This window comes from Segatella copri, from assembly GCF_019249795.2.
Lineage (GTDB): Bacteria > Bacteroidota > Bacteroidia > Bacteroidales > Bacteroidaceae > Prevotella > Prevotella copri_B.
This window is the reverse complement of record NZ_CP156891.1, coordinates 2,986,080-3,005,205: the sequence shown is the minus strand read 5'-3', so window position 1 is coordinate 3,005,205 and position 19,126 is coordinate 2,986,080. Positions and strand designations below refer to the sequence as shown.

Sequence of the window (19,126 nt, the reverse complement as noted above, 5' to 3'; positions counted from 1 at the left end):
AAGCTCCTGGCATTTCGCCTGCCGTAATTTTATATGGATGCGTCCAAAAATATCACATCATTACCCATTATCGAATTGAGATTTTCTTTATACTCTCTTGATAAGTAATAGAGAAAACTGTATATTACTGATACAAATCGACATTGATATCGAATGGACTATCAAAGCCTTTCAACATCGCATGCTTCATATCCTTGTCGGAAAGATTGGCATGCTCGGTTGGAATTTTCCAATCGATACCAAGGCTATCATCGAGAATGCTGATACCACCATCTGCTTCTGGGTGATAGAAATTATCACACTTGTATTGGAAGACAGCAGTTTCTGAGAGAACTGCGAAGCCGTGGGCAAAGCCCTTTGGAATGAAGAACTGGCGATGATTATCTTCTGTCAGTTCTACTGCCACATGCTTGCCGTAGGTTGGAGACCCCTTACGAATATCCACTGCAACATCAAGCACAGCTCCCTTGACACAGCGAACCAGCTTAGTTTGTGTGAATGGTGGACGCTGGAAATGCAAGCCACGCATTACGCCATAAGAACTCATGCTCTCATTGTCCTGGCAGAAGTTTATCTTATGTCCCAAGATTGGGGCTACTTTCTCATCGAATTCTCGCTGTGAGAAGCTCTCGAAGAAATAACCACGAGAGTCTTTGAAGAGGCGTGGCTCTATAATGAGTACGCCATCTATTTCTGTTTTAATTATTTCCATAATAATATTTTTCTAACTCAAATGAATCGACTCTGCTATAACCATTTTACTCAACTCTGGAAGCATACGCTCTATCTTCTTGCACTTCACCTTATTATAATAGAAGTCCATATCATCCAAAAGGTCGTAGCATTGCTCCTCTGGCATATCTCCACCATATCCTCCTGCTACGATTGCAATTGCTGCCAATCTACGGGCATCTTTGTCTATACGAAGGTCATATACTCCTTTTAATATGATAGGTAATGACTCATACATGACATTGCAATAGTGCAGCAACTCAGAAAATTCATCGGATTCCGTGAGATAGGCACTTAGCATTTCCTCTTGGTATTTGCGGAGAAGCAAGAAGTACTTCTCTTTGGCAACATGTCCCCTGATGTTTTGTGTCATTACCCAAAACAGGGCATGAGAGAGGACTATTCTGTCCTCACTGGAATGATAATAGAAGAAGCTGTCTTCTGGCTTTCTATTCACATTCAGACGTTGCTCCATTTCTGCAAACATCTCCTTACGTATATCTCTTAATTCTTTTACTGCCATAAGTTTGTTTTGTTTATCTTTTCATATGATATGTCTTGACATAAAGCAACTGCGTATTCCTTGCTATTCACTTGTTGCTATCGGATTGAAATGACATAATCTATCGTTTAATTACCCATTGTTTTTTCTTTGGATTATATTTCAACTTGTCTCGATATACATCCAAAAGCATTAATGCAGAATCCAATTTTGGAGAGCTTATATTAGTAAAGACTTGATTACCTTTATAGCTATAGTTATATTGGATTTTATAATACTTCTCTGAATTTTTAAGCAAAAGATTTTTCACCCATAAACTGTCTTCTGTTGCAGAAAGTCTTGAGCCTAATTTATTGTATTCGTGTACCAAAGTATTGTATTTCTCTACAATTTTCTTCCAATCTCCAGCATTACGCTGACTAAGAGTATTATAGTCTTTTATCAAACTATCAGAAGATATTCGTTTCCCGTTTTTGTAAAATCTATCCTCATCCTTAATATAAGCAACATCATGTATTGTCTGTATTTTTTCTACTTCAACTCTTGTTTTCTTTGAATCCTTTAAGACATAAGTCTCTTCGTTTTTTAAAGAATCATACTTAACATCAAAATATTCTTTTATCAAATCATTGCTATGGGACAGTTTCTGAATCAAAGAATCACGTTGTTCAATCTGGCTTTCAAGAGTAGAAATCTGTTCCGTTGCATCATAAAAGAGATAAAGAAGAGTCAATGATACTGCAACAAGCCATAATAAAGCCAATTTTAAAAGTCTATTATTGTTCATTAGACCCTCCTTTCTTTGAACTGTCATTTAATTTATCCTGCAATTCACGATTGATTGACTTTTGCTCCATTATCTGACTGTTGAAATCGATTTTCAAATCAGTAAGTTCCTTATTGTGCTTCTGATTCAGCAAGATTATCTCTTCCTTGTTCTCTCTATCTGCAGTCCATCTTCCTGTATAATATCCTGCACCAAAAACAGTTATGGTAAGGCCTACAACCTCTACCCAGAAAGAAGTGCGTTCTTTATAAGAAGATGTCTTTTTATTTTGTATTGGACGCATAACAGTTGATCAATTGAATACAAGTATTAATCTTTAGTGAAAAATAATTGAACTTAATTATCGTTATTGACAATATTAAAGCTGTCTTCAATCTTTTTTACTTGCAAAGAATTGATAAGACTGTCAAGCTCTTGCAATCTGTCCTGATGGTTATTTTTGAAAGAAGTAATACTATTATAGATCTCTGCTGTCGCTTGATGACCATCAACATTTGTACAATCTGTCAATATTGCAGGAATGAAAAGCATAAGCAAAGCTCCCATTTTAACATTCGACTTAAAATCAATTCGTCCTGGGCTATTTAGATTTATAGACGCATCGATTCCGTTTACGTCGTATTCTAAACTTTCTGACTGTATATACTCCTCAAACAATTGTAACATCAAATCACCAAACTTAAAGAGGTGACGAGCTTTGATTGTCTCGGATGTCAAAGCTATCACATAGTGTGATTCATCATCAATAACGAACTGGCTACAGATACATCTTTCTATGTATTCTTTATAGTCACCAACATCGCAAATTGCTTGATGGGAGGTGAACAACTTGTAAAAGAAAGGATCAAAATATCTTTTTTCAAGTTGCTTAATCCATTTCACTTTTCTTGTATAAACAAACTGTTCTGTAGTTTGCTTGTTATCTGCAATAAAGTCTTCTTCAAAAAGACCTATACATATTTTGTTTGAATTTTCTGCTGGTATTATAACAACATCACCTTTGTGTATATCGTAAACGAACTTATACACTTGTGAAACTGCCACTGACAATGCACGCTCATCAGCATACAAACTATTGTTGAAATTAACAGACTCCTTGATAGTTTGCTTTACTTTCTTTACAACTAAGTCAGGCTTGTCGTATTCTTGATTAGCATCATACACAGCTTTATATGGTATGTCGTTTCTGTTAAGTGCAACATACCCTTTTTCTACGAACAAATCAAAATACGTACCAGAATTGGTTCGTACCATCCAATATCTACGCTGCAAATTTCCAGCTTTTACTGAATCCGCAAATTTCTCTATATTTTCTTGTAAAGTCATTTTTCTTTTATTTTAATATAGTAATACGTATATTTTTTATTGGCATCATTATATGCTAAAATTCCTATTTTATAAAAATAGCCATCTCCGTGTGAGGTAATCGGCAGGACAAAATGATTTTGTTTGTCTTTATACTGGTATGCTTTGTTTTGTTCTTTTTTATCTACAATGTATATAGCTTTTGCTCTTTTTCTTAAATTAGGATCATATATTTTTAAGATAAATGACAAGTTGCTCTCATTAGACAAAGATAACTTTTGAATACTCATTTCTTCATTCGTAACTTCATACTGTGCATATATATTCAAATTCTTGATCGTTATAGTATCATTCAACGATTCCACCAAAAATTTTGAATGGTTTATAATGTTACGTATTTTATGTAATCTACTATCTAAATCAATATTAGCAAATACTTTTTGCTCATTTATAGATAAAGCAATACTGTCAATTTGCTTTAACACTCTATCAGACTGACTTAAATATTCTAGCTTTTTATCAATTGCACTTATTGACTCTATACTATCAATTTCTGAATGTAACAAATCACAAAGAACAGAAATTTCCCTTTCACTTTTGTGAATTTCATTATCGGCAATATACCTCAGAGTCATAATACCCCCAACAAAAAGAGCGAAAGCCAAGACTGTCCATCTTTTCAAATTATGGAATACGTGAGTCTTAAACACAACCAATATAAAAAAGACTGCTAAAGATAATATTATAATAATAAACAAAATATTACTTGTCATCTTTGTCTTGTTTTTCGTCTTTGGATGTTGTATGAAGTATCGCTTGAATTGATGTCGTCCAAGTTAGTCCCACAAAAATACAAGCTTCCGTTGTTTGTGGCTTTGAAAGCAAGTATCCGAAAAATGTACCTATTATAATTATCAGAAAGAAATTCACTCTAAAATACCATTTGGCATTCTTGGAAGGAAAAAACTGTTGCAGAAATGGTATTGTTCCACTGAATCCTTTTGGCAAAAGGGAAAGCATAGCGGCAAAACCAGCCGTTGAAGCAATGATGGCAATTTTTACAAATAATTCTGACATATTTTAGTTATACATCGTAATTTACTCAAAATTGATATTTTGCTCTTCTGCCTCATTTACTCGATGATAATGAGGAAATTTGCGAACTCGTGTAATTACATACTTAACCTTTACTGTTCCATCAACTTCTTCCGTTTCAATTATCTGAATATCGCAAGTTATAAAATCACCTTTACTAAAGGCAATATCTCGATGTTCTATAAGTTGCAAGAAACCAAGGTCATTCATTTTCATTGCTCTGACCTTACCTTCATAACGAACTTTCCATTGTACAGACTTAGCTTCCAATGTTGGTGAAACAATTTGCAATCTGACGTTAGGCACATTACGAATCGTAACGTCATCTTCTACATCTGAAATAGTCTCAGCCAACAGCTCTTTATTGATTGTAACAGAAACAGTCCTGTCCTCTTCATCTTTATATTTCAGAGCAAGGCTTTGAATACTACTGGAATTAATGACTGTTGTAGCTATTTTATTTACGGAATCACGTGTCTGTTTGTTTTTGTATATGTCATCACGGGAAATTTCAACATCAGAATTTGGCAATGAAACATTCAGCGAGGGATGATCAGTAGTAAAATACCAAAGCAATAAACCTCCAACAAAACTCGACAGTGTAGGATAAATAAAGCGTTCTGAAAACTTCTCTACATTAAAAGGTATCTTAAAACTGCCTTGTTCCAAGCCAAGTACCTCTATAGAAACATTATCAAAACCACAAGAATACACCTTGTTCAAGGTATCATTCATAGAAATAGTCATTCCTTGAAAGCCTTGCAGAATAGGTACCAATTCTGCAATTGACACCCTGCTATTTTCTACGTTCAAGACTAATTCTATCTGTTCAGACTCTCTCATTGCTAAAAAAACAAAATGAATACCCTTAGATTTATTTCAATTTAGCCCTATCACTCCACCGTCTCCAAGAAGCCTCTGTCTATCTCAATGGTTGCACCGCTGATATACTTGATTTCATTGCCGATGGTGGCTTTCTTACCAGATAGACGTTGCACGTATGCTTCCAATCCTGCCATTTTGCCTTCGGTAATTCTTACTTTCTGTCCCTTACGTAAAGGACCTGAGCAAGGAGTGACAGGAAGGTCTGGATTTTCCACAAGGCTACGATAATCGTTCAGCTCTTTATCGCTGATGCGGTAAATTTCACGATAGCCTGGCATTGTGAGCATCTTATAGACATCGGGACGAAAACGGATGGTGTCGAGATGGTCGGGACTGACATGACAGAAGATAAAGGTGGTAAGCAAGACCTTTTCCTTGACTCTTCGCTTGTTGCTTCGTTTGTCAATGACTACCATTCTTTGCATAGGAACCCAATATTCAAACCAAATCTTATGTCTTTGGAAATAAAGTTCAAGGGTTTTACCGATGGTATTCTCGCAGTTGCACCTTACGACAGCGACATACCAACCTGCATCATCGGGCATTTTTGGCTCATTTTCATGTCCCAATGCCTCATTTTGGGGATTTTTAAGCACGGCTTCGCCGTCGTCCCCCATCTGAGGAGCCGAAACCTGATTCTCTATTTTTGTCACGTCCATCTCTTAACTGAATATTAGTTCGTTTTCGATGTTTTCTTCTGAATCTCTACATAAGAGATACAGAATCTCCCTGCAAAAATACGAAAATTGTTGGAAACTAGCAAATTATGCGTGTTAAAAAATTAATATCATTCTACAAAAATCAACATTTTTTCACCGTTCTTTTCACACACAATTCCCTAAGTCGTTGATTGAAAGAAAGTTATCGGTTTTTCTGTATCTCTTATGTAAAGATTCTAAAAAATTGATTCATTTTGGTTCATTTTACAAAAATCCCTCTTTTTATTCTTTTTTGTGGCTTATAGGGCTGCCAGTATCTTGGCGTTGGCATCATCTACTTCTGAGCTTTTGATGGAATTGAGATAGATTTGTGTGGTGGTTTCAGAATGATGTCCCAATGCCTCGCTGATGACGGAAATGGAGATATCATTGTCTCTTGCTGCCGTTGCCCAGGAATGGCGGGCAACATAGAGAGTGAGCTTGCCCTTGATTCCTATCTTAGCACCAAACTTCCTGAGATGGTAGGAAATACGGGATTCTGCATTGTGATACAGGCGCACTTCTTCCTGCTTTTTGTCAATAGTTTTGTCATGACTTTTGTTTCCAGCATCAACAAGGAAAGGGAAGAGATAAGGTGAGGAGGCAGTCTGCGCCTGATACTTTTCCAACATCTCCTGCATATCCTTCTCCCATCGGATGGTGAGGCGTTGACCTGTCTTGCTTCGGGTGTAATGGAGATAACCGTCCTTGAGGTCGGATTTGCGGAGATGAGCCAGGTCGATGAATGAGATACCACGCAGATAGAAACTCATCAGGAATGCATCTCTTGCCATCTCTTCTTTGGGAGTGAGATCCTTAACAGATTGCAGACTCTTGATCTGGCTGACATCCTCTGTAGGTATGGCTCTCTTGCGGGTTGGGGCAATACCGGTATAGACATTCGTGAAGGGATGCTGCTGTGGCGTCAGTCCCTTTGCCACAGCTTTGTTATAGGTGGCACGGAGGATGCGGAGATAAAAGGAACTGGTGTTTTTGCATACCTCCGCTGTATGATGCAGATACGCCTCATACGAGCGCATCACTTCAGCATCAATCTCTCTTAGGGCAATATCCTTGTTGTCTCGGTATCGCTTAAAGCTGTTGAGGGTTGCCTTGTAATGCAGTGAGGTGCGGTATTGCCCGTTCTTCAGCAACAGGACGATGAGGAGGTTCATGAACTGGAATAACGACTCTGATGTTTTCTTGTTTCTTGACATAATACGTAAATATTTTTGTAAATTATAAAAAAATGATAGGGACACCTCTGTCTCTTTCAAAGAAACAAAGATGCCCCTATATAATAGTAAGGTATCAGAATCGATAGTTTGCACATACCCGTTGTGGCGGCTGACGAGCTCTCTCGCTTTCATTCATAGGCAGTGTTGTTGCCGGGGTCGTCTCTTCTTTTTCAGCAGCCTGCTGCGGTGGTGCCAGTTCCAGTTGTATCTTCCTATCCAAAGCAGCCAGTTCTGTCTTCAGACTTTTCAGCTCATCTTCTCTCTTCCAGACCTTGGTAGCAATTTCCTGCAGCTGCGGTATCTCCTTCTCAAGTGTCCTGCATCTTGAATCATACTGTTCAATGTACCCTTGTATCTTCTGCAGGGCATTCACAAAGTTGTTTGCCGCAGCTATCGGGTCCGACTTGGCGACATGTCCGTTGTTGTACTGATACTTGTAATGGCCCTCAACAACAAAGCGGTTATCAACGAAGGGAAGACCGCTCTCAAAGCTTGTCTCGCTCACAACCTTGATAGGGAAACCATAAATGGCACCTATTTCCTTGTATTCCCCATCTGTCCTTTCCGTTTTTGCCATCCTTTGAAGCTGTTTGCCTATCACTTCCAGATTATTGGACTCGAGACCGTTAAGGGTGATGAGATTGAGTATATTCCCGTCCTTGTCCTTCTTCGCCTGACTCATAAACTTGTCATAGTCCGCTGTCATGCCTTTGAGTATAGCCCGATTGCCATCCAGTTCTTCTGACTTTGATTTCAGTTTCAGTTCCGAATCACGTTTGCCCCTGTTGAATGATTTGCGCTCATCCTCCAGAGAAGCAATCTTCTTCTCCAGCTTCGCCTTGTCAAGCAAGTCGGTATTGCCTGAGAGAATAGCCATGTACTCGGAAAAATTCATGCCCGATTTCTCGTCCATCGCTCCCTCGTCAATGGTTCTCGCCCCCAAGGCTCCGCTTTTCAACTGCGAGATAAAAGTCTGCTTGCAGTGCAGCAGATTGAACTTGTACGAGTCAAGCGACTTTTCCACCGCATAGATGATGACATCCACCTTATTGTCGGCATACAGCTTGGCAATCTCGTTGCCTGCACGCACCCCTCGACCGTCACGCTGTGCCAAGTCTGACGGTCGCCACGGTGTGTCCAAATGATGAATAGCAACACACCGTTTTTGTGCGTTTACACCTGTGCCCAACATGGATGTGGAGCCGAATAATACACGCACTGAACCCTCGTTCATGGCTGCTATCACCGCCTTTCTTGCCCTCTCGTTCTTGCACTCCTGAATGAAGCGGATTTCAGACGACGGTATGCCGTAATCCTCTATCAGCTTGCGCTTGATTTCAGAATACACGTTGAATTCCCCAGGTCTGTATGTGCCAAGATCTGAGAATACGAACTGCGTCCCCTTGTCATTGTCATAGCGTTTGTAATAGTCCGCTATCATCTTGGCACAATGGCTTGCCTTATTGTCGGGATGGTCCTCACAAGTCGGGTCTATCATGCGCATATCGAGCGCCATCTTTCTGGCATAGTCTGTGGCTATGAGCATCTTTGCCTTCTCTTCCGTTTCCGACAGAGGCGGCCTTCCGAGGATGGTGGCATCACCCGTCTTGGCAAACTCCATCAGCTTTTGGATGAAATCCTCCTGCTCGGGTGTCGGTGGTATGTTATGAAGAATCTCGTTCTTCTGTGGTCTGTCCACGCCTACAGCCTCCGCCGTACGATAGTCGGTTATCTCGTTGTAGAAGGCAGCAAGCTCCGGTACCTTGATGAAGTATCGGAAACGCTCTTTCTGTACGATGTTGTTGGTGACGTTAAACTCGAAGTCGGTAGTTTTCTTGGCGAAGATGGCCGCCCACGCATCGAAACAGCGGATGTCCTGGCGCTCCAGTTCCTTGGGGCGCAGGTACTTGAAGAGCAGATACAACTCTGTCAGTGAGTTACTGATAGTTGTTCCCGACAGGAATGTCGCTCCCAGATCTCTGCCTGTCCGCTCCTGTATGGTACGGATAGCAAAGAGCATGTTGAGTGCCTTCTGGCTTCCCTCGCTGTTGCCGAGTCCTGCTACACGGTCGTGACGGGTGTTGAACATGAGGTTCTTGAACTGGTGGCTCTCGTCCACAAACAAGTGGTCGATGCCCATCATGCGGAAATCCACCACATCATCGGTGCGCTGCTCGATGCTGTAGGCTATCTTCTGCAACTTCACCTCCAGATTCTGCTTCCGCTTTTCCAAGCCTTTGAGCATTCCCCTCGACACGTCCTTGCCCTGCGTACGTATCACTTTCAAGTTTTCCTCCACGGTATCAAGCTCAGCCTGCAATATCTGCCGCTGGAGTTCTGGCGATTGCGGTATCTTCCCGAACTGGTCATGCGACATGATTACACAGTCATAGTCGTTGTTCTTGATGTTGTTGAAGAAACTGACACGGTTCTTGGTGGAAAAATCCTTCTCCGAGGCATAGAGTATCCTCGCATGTGGATAAGCTGTCTGATAGGTGGCAGCTATCTCCGCGACATTGGCTTTCAGCCCGATAATCATCGGCTTGTGAGCCATACCGAGGCGTTTCATCTCATGCGCAGCCATGCACATGATGAGGGTTTTGCCTGTTCCCACCTCATGGTCACATATCCCGCCGCCGTTCTGCAAAAGCATCCATACACAGTCCTTCTGACTTGGGTACACACTCTTGACACCATACTTTCCGCCAAGGGCTTTCAGATCCAAACCGGGGAAGGTCTGGTGAGAACCGTCATACTTCGGACGCACGAAGCAGTTGAACTTCCGGTTGTACATTGTGGTCAAGCGTTCCTTAAAGGAGTCAGACTGCTCTTCCAGCCATTCAGTGAACCCGTTGCGGATTTCGTCAATCTTGGCATTGGCAAGCTGTATGCCCTCGCTGTCACGCACCTTGATGTCGTTGCCGTGTTCATCCTCACCGATGCTCTTCATCATGTCGGGACAAGTGTTGTGCAGGGCATGTTTCAGAAGACTCATGCCGTCATAGTGGCGGTAATATCCCTTCACCATATACTCATCCGTGATGGCCATGGTCTTCATACTGCATTTTGCCGAATATTCGTCCATGCTGTCGGAATAGACGATGCTGACCTGTGTATTGAAGAGGTGGCTCATGTAAGCGGAATACACACCTGTAGGTATCCAACGCTCACCGAAGTTGAAGTCCAAATCCTCAAAGGCTATCGGTTCGGGAATGCTTGCCTTCAAGGCTTCCAACGACTCCCTCACGATTGCATGGTCGGGATTTTCCTTCAGCCATTCTTCTATACGCTCCGCTTTCTCTATTACATTGCCTGCAATGAAGCGGTCGGCTATCTCGTAGCCGTCTATGAGCGGATTGTAATAGATGCGCCCTTTAAGCGTTTCCGTCAGTTCCTGTTCCGGCATATCCGATAATTCGGTCATATACGGCAAGTCGATACGGCCGAACTTGTTGAGTGAGGCGGTGAGCGCTTCCTCTGGAGAATCCACATGACTGACCTCGTCAAGCGAAAAAGAGACCGGGTGGTCGAAGATGTCTGATTTTGTGAACTGTCCGTTTTCTACCCGTTCCAACGACAGCATGTCGCGCCCTGAGGCATCCATAAGAATGAACTTCACGTTCTGCTTGGCATTGAGGTTGCCGAAGCGGATGAAGAAAGCGTCATAATAGACATTCAGACTCTCACGCATCTGCTTGTTTTCCGTCTGTTCTTCCGCTTCATAGGTGTAAAGTTTCTGATAGGCATCACGGAGGGCGATATACAAGACAGCCTTTTCTTTCTGCTCCATATTCAGATCCAACGGCATGAAGGTAGCACCATACTTGGTAAGGTCTTTCAATACACCGATGTTTCTGGCAGAGTCGAGCACCATAGAACCCTCACGATGAAAACTTTCCAGTTTCTCATCAAACGGACGGGGCTTCATAACATTCTCTTTCTTCCTTGCCAGCTCCTCCCGCTTTCTTTCTTGCTCTTTTTGTTGTTCCCGCTCATGATTTGTTTCTTTCAATGTGCTCTGAGTCTTGGAATCTTCTTTTGCCTCATTCCCTTTCGACTGTCCATGCCCGATTTGAACTTTGAGAACTTCTATCGGTTCCATAGGTGGCTTAAACTTCGGATCAAGCGTATCTTCAACGCCCAGAGCCTTGAGTTGTTCCTGACGGTGCAGTTCCGCCTTTTGGCGCAGCAGCACCCTGTCTTCGGGAGCCATGGTCATCATCATCTCGTAAAAGCCGTTGATTGGCGGATTCTCTTCCCAAGAGATGCTTGCGTATGGTTCATCACCAGGCAGGATTGGTTTTGCCTCTTGTGCAGTTTTGTTTCCCTGCGTCGTCTCGTATCCCGGTGCCACCTCGTTTTCTCGTGCCACCTCTTGCCCCTTTACCATCACGTGCTCCAGTTGCGTTTCGTGCATATGTACTGTCTCATTTCCCCTTGCCATTATCTGCTCCAGTTCAACTGCGTCCCTTGGTGCCGTTTTGTGTTCCAGTTCCACCTCGTCCCTTGTTACCGTCTTGCGTTTCTGTGCCGTCTCATGCCCCTTTGCTTCTGCCAACAAAGGCTTTGCTTCTTTTTCAACTGGTTTTGTCCCAACTTCAAAAGTCGGATTGACATTTTTCACCAGCGGGCTTGCTTTCTTTCTAGGCATTTTCTTGGCGGCAGCACTCCCTGTAGCGGCTGCACCCACAGAGGCTGCTGTTTTCTTCTTCGTCGCATGACCCTTTAGGCGGTTATCTTCTTCCATGCCCCAAAGGTCAAACAGAGTCATTTGAACTGGCGGCTGCTGATGAGATTGCCCTGTTGGCGGTACTGATTCACTTTGCCTCGGTTTTGATTGCCCTTGTTCTAGCCCTGGTTCTGGTTGCTTTGTTTTTGAATGCCCCAGTTTTGTTTGCCCCGATTGCGATTGCTCCTGCCCCCGTTCCACCTTATTCCATAAGGTGTTATTCCCTGTAGCAAGTACTGGTTCACTGTGCCCATGTTCTATTTGCCCTTGTTCTGCCCCCAGTTTTGTTTGCTCCGGTGCTGCTTCTATTTGCCCCAGTTCTGGCTCCATTTCTGGTTGCCCCAATTCAGGTTGCCCCAGTTTTGTTTGCCCCACCTCCGGCCACCGTTCCACCTCATTCCATGAGGTGGTATGCCCTGTAGCCGATGCAGGTTCACTGTGCCCATGTTCTATTTGCCCCAGTTCTGGCTCCATTTCTGGTTGCTCTGGTGCAGGTTGTTCCAGTTTTGTCTGCCCTACCTCTTGCCACCGTTCCCCCTTATTCCATAAGGGGTTTTGCTCTGTAACCGGTGCAGATTCTCTGTATCCCGGTGCAGGTTGCCCCTGTTTCTGCCACCGTTCCACCTCATTCCATGAGGCGGTTTGCTCTTCCACCAAATATCTGCTCAAATGAAAATTTCTTCCGAAATCTTCATTGAGCATTTTTCTTAAATCCTCAGCAATGCCTTCCACGCCATCCTCATGCGTGTATATCATTGCAGGTTTGCCGAACGGGTCAGTATCCAACTTTGCCGTTGTATGGATAATGCGTTCCGGATGCTCCAGAAAGTAGTTGTTTGTCGGAATGCGGTTCTCGTCATTATAGACGGTATCAAGCAGATTGTCGTCTCCTCGCAGCGACTCCTTTTGGCTGTTTTTCTGGAGGATGATGAGGTCACTGCCCACTTCCGTATTGGCATTTTCCGTGAACAGGTTGTTGGGAAGACGAATCGCTGACACGAGATCTGCATGATAGAGCATCATAAAACGCGCGGCACTGTTGTTTTTGGCATTCAATACGCCTTGTGAGGTGATGAAGGCAACCAACCCACCATCCCTTACCGTATCAAGAGCCTTGACAAAGAAGTAGTTGTGTATGCGTCTGGTGACAAGTGCCCTCATGCCTTTCATGGCTGTATAGGACGGATCAAACACGGCAACATCGCCAAAAGGAATATTTGAGATGGCGAGGTCGAAGTAGTCATTGAAAGGCTTTTCTATCTTCTCGAATCCCTCTATGCGCACTTTCTGCTCCGGGTGCAGATGGCGGAGTATCTTTCCCGTAAGCAGGTCTTTTTCAAATGCCATAATGTCTGCCTTGGGATTGTTATCCAAGACGGAATCGACAAAGGCACCGATGCCTGCCGAGGGTTCAAGCACCTTTTCGGGGATAATCTGATGCTCTTTCAACACATCCGTCAGAGCCTCCGTAACGGCTGACGGCGTGTAGAATGCCGTGAGGACAGACTGTTTCAGACTGTCCATCAACTGTTTGTACTCGCTTTCATTCTTGCTGTTTTCACGGATAAGTCTATGCAGCTCCACTGTTGGAGCAAACAATTCAAGGTCTGACTTTGCCCAATGGACGGCATCCGCCAGTTCCCTGGCAGGGTTCAGGATGCACTTCAATCCCCCAAATCCGCAGTAGCGCTCCAGAAGGAGACGCTCACGGGCGGTCGGCGTGCGCTGTTCCCTGTCAAGGATGAATGCCGTCTCTATCGCCTTGATGTTGTCGTTCAGACGTTGTTTTCTATTGTACGCCATTTGACTCAATAAAAAGGGCTACGGCTCCAGTCAACTCTGTATAGAGCTGGTCATAGTCCGGTGACTGGGCAAAATCGTCATCGGTGAGGTCGTAAATGGAATACACGTTGTCAACCAGAGGCAGGAGGTGCTTGACAAACGCTTCCTGATCTTCTACTGCTACCTCCAGGGGAAACTCACGGTCAACAACATCGTACAGGATACTGTACTTGGAAAAGCGGAGACCTTTCAGCAATGCTGACATGGCAAGCTCTTGTGCCGCATCGGCAAAGAGGGCATCACGCCGTGCCTGCTCATATACTTCTGCGGCATGGTCTGCACGTTCGCGGATAAAGTCCGCATCGCTGGCTTGTGGGAAACGGTTCTCCCTGAGGTGGTTCAAGAGGTACAGTCCGTAATAGGACAGCTCTGTCTGTGCCTGTTTCTTTCTGTTCATTTGTCTGTTGAATGGATTAAGTGGTGAATAATAAACCGTGGATGGCGGTTGATGTTTGTGTGAAAGCAAGAAAAAGGCACTCGGTATCCCTCCGAGTGCCGCCACTTAATCCACAGTAAATAAAAGCATCTAATAAAGATAGTGCAAGGCGAACGCAATAAAGCTTGCTTTTATTGCTGAGCCGAAGCCTATCTTCGCAGTGAAACTGCAAAGACACCATTTATGAACCATGTTTCGGTGGCAAAGGTACCAACTATTTCTTGTATCTCTTCACATTTCCTCGCTTTTCTGTTGTTTTGCGCTCTGCAAAGACGAATTTCGTGTTGAAATTCTCGTCAAAGGCAATGGCTGCGGAGAACGATTTGCCTTGCTTGCTAGTGAAACCATTGAGCGTTCTGGTCTTGCCCTTGGTGAGCAAGTCGGTGATGTCGGCATCAGTGAGCAATTTTCCTGCTACCTGCTTGAACACTGGCATACCGCACTCCTTGTTGCTGCATCTTACTACCTTTCCGAAGAACTGCATGGTACCTTGCTTGCATTTAGGACACTGGCAGCCGGAATCCTTGTGGCTGAAAAGTCTGTCACAACCTAACAATTCCGCAGTGATTTCACGGGTATAGCCTTCGATACTATGGGTGAACCCGTCTGCACTTGCTTCACCTCGTTCAATCTTGGCAAGTTCCGCCTCCCATTTGCCCGTCATCTCCACATTGGCAATCGCCATGTTCTTCACCACGGAATGCAGGGCGAGTCCTTTTTCCGTCGGCACAAGTTTCTTCTGCTGGCGCACCATATACTCTCGTTTGAGCAGGGTTTCGATGATGGCGGCACGTGTGGCAGGTGTGCCAATACCGCAGTCCTTCATTGCCTGGCGCATCGTATCATCTTCTATCTCTTTGCCTGCGGTCTCCATTGCTGCAAGCAATGTGGATTCCGTATGCAATGGCTTTGGTTTGGTCTTGCCCTCCGTGATGGTGCAGCCAGAAAGAGTGATATGCTGTCCTTCTTGCCAGTTGGGAATGACTTGATCCTTGACCTCATTGTCTGTTGCGTCTGCATCCTTGTCCAGCCTGTTGTTCTTTTCCTTGAACAACAACGTTCGCCAACCAGTCTGTCGGATGATGGAGCCACTGATGCCAAACTCAACTTCATGATCCACTTGCGCCGATACTGATGTGATGTCCTTGATGCAGTCTGCCGAGAACGCTTCAATCATCCGGCACAATATCATGTCATAAACAGTTTTCTCGTCCTTGAAAAGACCAATGGCTGCATTTTCTGTGATGAGCAGGGCATGGTGATCGGTCACCTTGACGGCATTCACGCTGTTCTTGCTGTAGTCCTCACTGCCAGGCAAGAGTTTCACTTTCTCTCCATATTCCGAATGATTCTCCAGATTCTTGAAGAGTTTGGGAAGGGTGGCAAATACATCATCCGAGATATAGCGGCTTGATGTTCTTGGATAGGTGATGAACTTTGCCTCGTAGAGTTTCTGGGCGATGGAGAGTGTATGCTCTGCCGTGAAGCCATGCTGGGAGTTGGCTTCTTTCTGCAAGGTGGTAAGGTCGTAAAGGAGCGGTGCCTTCTCCACCTTTCGCTTGGTTACGACCTTTGTGATGATGGCAGAACCGGTATCTTTCACCTTATTATATATATCGGTTGCGGTGGCTTTGTCTGTCCATCGGTTGGCAGATGTGAACTTCAGTATATTGCCACTGTCTGCATCAACCACACCGAAGTGTACCTGCCAGAACGGTTTCGACTCGAAACGCTTGTGTTCCCAATAGCGTTCGCACACCATGCCAAGGGTCGGAGTCTGCACACGACCTACGGAATAGGTGCCACGTCCTGCGGCTATCGTCAGGGCTTGTGTGCCGTTGATGCCGACGAGCCAGTCAGCTTCGCTTCTTGCCTTGGCTGCATGATAGAGATTGTCATACTCCTTGCCGTCCCTGAGGTTCAGAAGTCCCTCACGGATGGCGGTGTCCGTAAGCGAACTGATCCAGAGACGGTCGAAAGGTTTCTGGCAACCGAGATACGCATAGAGGTATCGGAAAATCAACTCTCCCTCACGTCCGGCATCGGTTGCTACGATAATGCGCTCACTGCTGTCAAACAGCTTGCCGATAATTTTAATCTGGGCAAGCACACCTGCATCTGGTTTGTAGCCGTTCTCTGTCTTGACTTGTCGGGGAACAAGAACGAACGGGTCGGGAATCACAGGCAGATTCTCTGCATGGAATCCCTTCATGCCGTAGGTTTCCGGCATGGCAGGCTGCACTAAATGTCCGAATGCCCATGTCACATAATAGCCATTGCCCTGCATATAGCCTTCCTCACGCTTGTCAGCTCCTACAATGTGGGCGATTTCCTTGGCTACGCTTGGTTTCTCTGCGATGATTGTCTTCATTGTCTGTTGTTTTTGTGACATCCGCAACCGTGGGATAGACGGCCGCAGATGTCGGTTGTTATGATGGATGATTAACTCTGTGGATCAAGTGGCGGCAACTACATCTTCACGCTTCTTGCCTTTCTCTTTGGCTTCTGTTCCTCTGCGTTCTGTTCCTTCGCCTGTTTGAGGTCTGGATTGTTGCGGTAGGAACGTGGCTGCATCTTGTCGAAGTCGAACTTCACGTAGGCGGTATAGGTACCGCTGCCGTTCTTGTTCGGCACTTCCTTGATCTCGATGGTCTTGCCTGCCACGTAGTCGTCCTTCTGCTGCTCGGTCAGTTCCTTCTTGAAATAGGTGTTGAGTCGGCGGATGGTCCCATCCTCATTGAGCCAGTGGTTGGGATCTTGCTGCTTCTTCTGACCGCCCGCATCACCTTCTGCCTTCTGCTCCTGCTTGTCAGCGGTTTGCTTCTTGTCTCCATTCTGTTTCTGACCTTGCTCCTGTCTTGTGCTGCCAGGCACGAACTCCACGCCACGCTGTTCCACATTCACCTGCAGCAGCGGTGTAAACTTGCGCCCGTTGGCAAGCTCAATCTCCTTGCGAAGCGGAATACCTGAGTAGAGCACTCTCTTGTCGTCCTTGGTAATAGGTGTCTTGCCGATTGTATCGGGTATGCGCACCTTGTTGGTAGGGATGTCAACAATCTCATTGGTGAGACGGTCGATACTGATAAAATGAGGACGCAGCTCACCTGTATTCTTGTCGGGGAAATCCACAACCTTTCCGAGGTTACCGTTCTGCAACAGGTTCTTCTTGTCCTCTGGAGTGAAGGTATAGCCTTTGTAAGCGACATCGAGTTTAGGCTCGTTGCGCACGAAATGCGGCACGAGTTGCAACTGGTCGTTATCGTCCTTGCGGAATGACAGACGGGCCTGTATCTCTATCTGTTCACCACCGAAGGTCGGCTTCACAATCACAAGCCCCGTCTTGCCGTAGTTGAGCAGGGCTTTCATATCCTTCTCATTCATATTGTTGAAGTCTATGCCATATTTGGCACCAAGTTCCTGCAGGTTCACATCGTCATTACCGATGAGGTTCTGCTTGCTTCCCGCAGCGGTCTGTGCCTGCTGTTCGGTTGCGGTCTGTTCTGGTTTCTGTTCCATATCGTTCTTTTTTTCGTTGGTTTGTTCAGATGATACATTCTCTTTTTCTGTGTTAGCTTGCGTCTTGGACGCATCGTCCGATGATGCGGTTTCTTTCGCCTGACCTTCCGATTGCTTTGCCTCTTTCTCATAATTGGAGGTGTCAACCTTGTGGGCGGAAAGAATCTCCTTGTTAGCCTCCGGATCTTTCAGCAACTCCTTCATCACGCCAAGCAGGTTTTCCACCTGGTCTGCCGCTATGCGGTAGAATCCGAATCGGCTTGGTTCCTTGCACTGGCGGTAGAAGTTTCTGAAGAAACTGTCCATCAAGTCACTGTTGCGGTCAAAACGCAGGAAGTCGGGCGTGTTCTCCGCCTTGGCGGGCGCTCGCTTCGGGGTGCCGTCTCTGCTGAGTCCGGCGACGACGCTGATCTCGCCCGTCTTCTCGTCACGGACTACCAGCACGTCCTGTTCATCACTCTTTTTCTTTTGTACCATAATTGTAAATTTTTAATGGTGAATACTGTTGTTATTTGAATTTCTGATGAATGCGAGTCAAGTAATGCTCCACATTCTCCTGATTGAAATCCTTCACGTTGTTCTTGATAAATTGCTTCACGTCTTCCTCCGTGTAGTAGGTCTTCTGTCCCAGCCGCTTGTAGGGAAGCACTCCTAGACTGCGGTAGCGTTGCAGGGAACGGGGAGAGATTTGAAACAGAAGACAGAGATCCTGATTGTCGAGCAATTTCTCGTTGATGCCAGAGCATCCCTTGTCCTCTCCGCTTCGCTCATGTCTCAACATCAGCATGTCATAGATGCCGTCAATCTTCTTGTGCAGGTCATGCAGATATAATTCCAATCGTCTCAATGTTCCATCTTCCATACTCATGTCTCCTTGGCAATGGTTCGTTCCTCAATCAATTTCTGTACAGCGTTGATGCTGTATCTGCATTGTCCGCGCACCATGAAGTACTCGATACTGTTGGTAGAGCGCAAGCGCTGCAGGGTTCGCTTGCTTATCCCAAGTATTCTTGCAGCATCACTGCTTGTCAGCACAAGTTCCATGCTTCTTCTTTTGGTATTTTCTCGCGCATTGGAATATATGAGAGCTACCAACTTTGCCACGTCGGCAATCTGTTCTGTCAGCATCTTAAAGGCTGAACTTTCCATTGTTATTACTTCCATTTTGATTCCGTTTTAAATGTTACAAACTTTGCTGTTTTGATTTCTCGGTGGCAAAATTAATCATTTGCGAAATACCCGTTTAACAACTCATTAATGACCCACGTATAATTTTCTTGAATTACTTGCCTATCGGTCAGCAAACGACGGAAAAGCACTGCCACAAATCTCCATTTTCATTGTTTTTCCTAATTCGTGTC

15 protein-coding genes and 2 pseudogenes are annotated in these 19,126 nt (G+C 44.7%); all 17 read right to left on the bottom strand.

Annotated elements, in window-relative coordinates:
- Positions 1–124 precede the first annotated feature (124 nt).
- A complete protein-coding gene (gene rfbC / locus KUA48_RS12440; RefSeq protein ID WP_217756587.1) occupies positions 125–712 on the bottom strand; it encodes a dTDP-4-dehydrorhamnose 3,5-epimerase in 588 nt (195 codons plus the stop codon).
- Positions 713–724: 12 nt separating this feature from the next.
- Positions 725–1,255 carry a hypothetical protein gene (locus KUA48_RS12435; RefSeq protein WP_218432313.1) on the bottom strand — a complete coding sequence of 177 codons (531 nt, stop codon included), beginning with the start codon at positions 1,253–1,255 and terminating at the stop codon, positions 725–727.
- A 100-nt stretch (positions 1,256–1,355) separates the two neighbouring features.
- On the bottom strand, positions 1,356–2,021 hold the full coding sequence (locus KUA48_RS12430; protein ID WP_217756589.1) for a hypothetical protein: 666 nt from the start codon (positions 2,019–2,021) through the stop codon (positions 1,356–1,358).
- On the bottom strand, positions 2,011–2,304 hold the full coding sequence (locus tag KUA48_RS12425) for a hypothetical protein (protein WP_217756590.1): 294 nt from the start codon (positions 2,302–2,304) through the stop codon (positions 2,011–2,013). Before KUA48_RS12425 ends, KUA48_RS12430 begins: the two co-directional genes overlap by 11 nt.
- A 53-nt stretch (positions 2,305–2,357) precedes the next feature.
- Positions 2,358–3,347, bottom strand: a complete 990-nt coding sequence (locus tag KUA48_RS12420; protein ID WP_217756591.1) for a hypothetical protein — start codon at positions 3,345–3,347, stop codon at positions 2,358–2,360.
- Positions 3,344–4,099 carry a hypothetical protein gene (locus KUA48_RS12415; protein ID WP_217756592.1) on the bottom strand — a complete coding sequence of 252 codons (756 nt, stop codon included), beginning with the start codon at positions 4,097–4,099 and terminating at the stop codon, positions 3,344–3,346. The genes KUA48_RS12420 and KUA48_RS12415 overlap by 4 nt, the downstream gene beginning before the upstream one ends.
- Complete coding sequence (locus KUA48_RS12410) at positions 4,089–4,403, bottom strand: hypothetical protein (RefSeq protein ID WP_153072751.1); 315 nt, start codon at positions 4,401–4,403, stop codon at positions 4,089–4,091. Before KUA48_RS12410 ends, KUA48_RS12415 begins: the two co-directional genes overlap by 11 nt.
- A gap of 21 nt (positions 4,404–4,424) precedes the next feature.
- A complete protein-coding gene (locus tag KUA48_RS12405) occupies positions 4,425–5,264 on the bottom strand; it encodes a hypothetical protein (protein WP_153072752.1) in 840 nt (279 codons plus the stop codon).
- Positions 5,265–5,314: 50 nt separating this feature from the next.
- On the bottom strand, positions 5,315–5,965 hold the full coding sequence (locus KUA48_RS12400) for a transcription termination/antitermination NusG family protein (protein WP_217756593.1): 651 nt from the start codon (positions 5,963–5,965) through the stop codon (positions 5,315–5,317).
- A 299-nt stretch (positions 5,966–6,264) separates the two neighbouring features.
- Positions 6,265–7,221: a site-specific integrase gene (locus tag KUA48_RS12395; protein WP_218432314.1), complete on the bottom strand. Its 957-nt coding sequence runs from the start codon at positions 7,219–7,221 to the stop codon at positions 6,265–6,267.
- Positions 7,222–7,315: 94 nt separating this feature from the next.
- A pseudogene (locus KUA48_RS12390) lies at positions 7,316–12,811 on the bottom strand (helicase-related protein); the annotation flags it as partial.
- Between the two features lie 72 nt (positions 12,812–12,883).
- A pseudogene (locus KUA48_RS15725) lies at positions 12,884–13,495 on the bottom strand (N-6 DNA methylase); the annotation flags it as partial.
- A gap of 265 nt (positions 13,496–13,760) precedes the next feature.
- Positions 13,761–14,315: a DUF1896 domain-containing protein gene (locus KUA48_RS12380; protein ID WP_371833699.1), complete on the bottom strand. Its 555-nt coding sequence runs from the start codon at positions 14,313–14,315 to the stop codon at positions 13,761–13,763.
- 148 nt (positions 14,316–14,463) lie between these two features.
- Positions 14,464–16,620, bottom strand: coding sequence for a type IA DNA topoisomerase (locus KUA48_RS12375; RefSeq protein ID WP_217755913.1), 2,157 nt, complete (start codon positions 16,618–16,620; stop codon positions 14,464–14,466).
- Between the two features lie 98 nt (positions 16,621–16,718).
- Positions 16,719–18,242: a DUF4099 domain-containing protein gene (locus tag KUA48_RS12370; RefSeq protein WP_217755912.1), complete on the bottom strand. Its 1,524-nt coding sequence runs from the start codon at positions 18,240–18,242 to the stop codon at positions 16,719–16,721.
- A gap of 31 nt (positions 18,243–18,273) precedes the next feature.
- Complete coding sequence (locus KUA48_RS12365; protein ID WP_371833698.1) at positions 18,274–18,627, bottom strand: helix-turn-helix domain-containing protein; 354 nt, start codon at positions 18,625–18,627, stop codon at positions 18,274–18,276.
- 2 nt (positions 18,628–18,629) lie between these two features.
- The gene (locus KUA48_RS12360; protein ID WP_072542294.1) at positions 18,630–18,929 is read right to left on the bottom strand and encodes a helix-turn-helix domain-containing protein; all 300 of its coding nucleotides are present in this window, start codon (positions 18,927–18,929) and stop codon (positions 18,630–18,632) included.
- Positions 18,930–19,126: the final 197 nt, after the last annotated feature.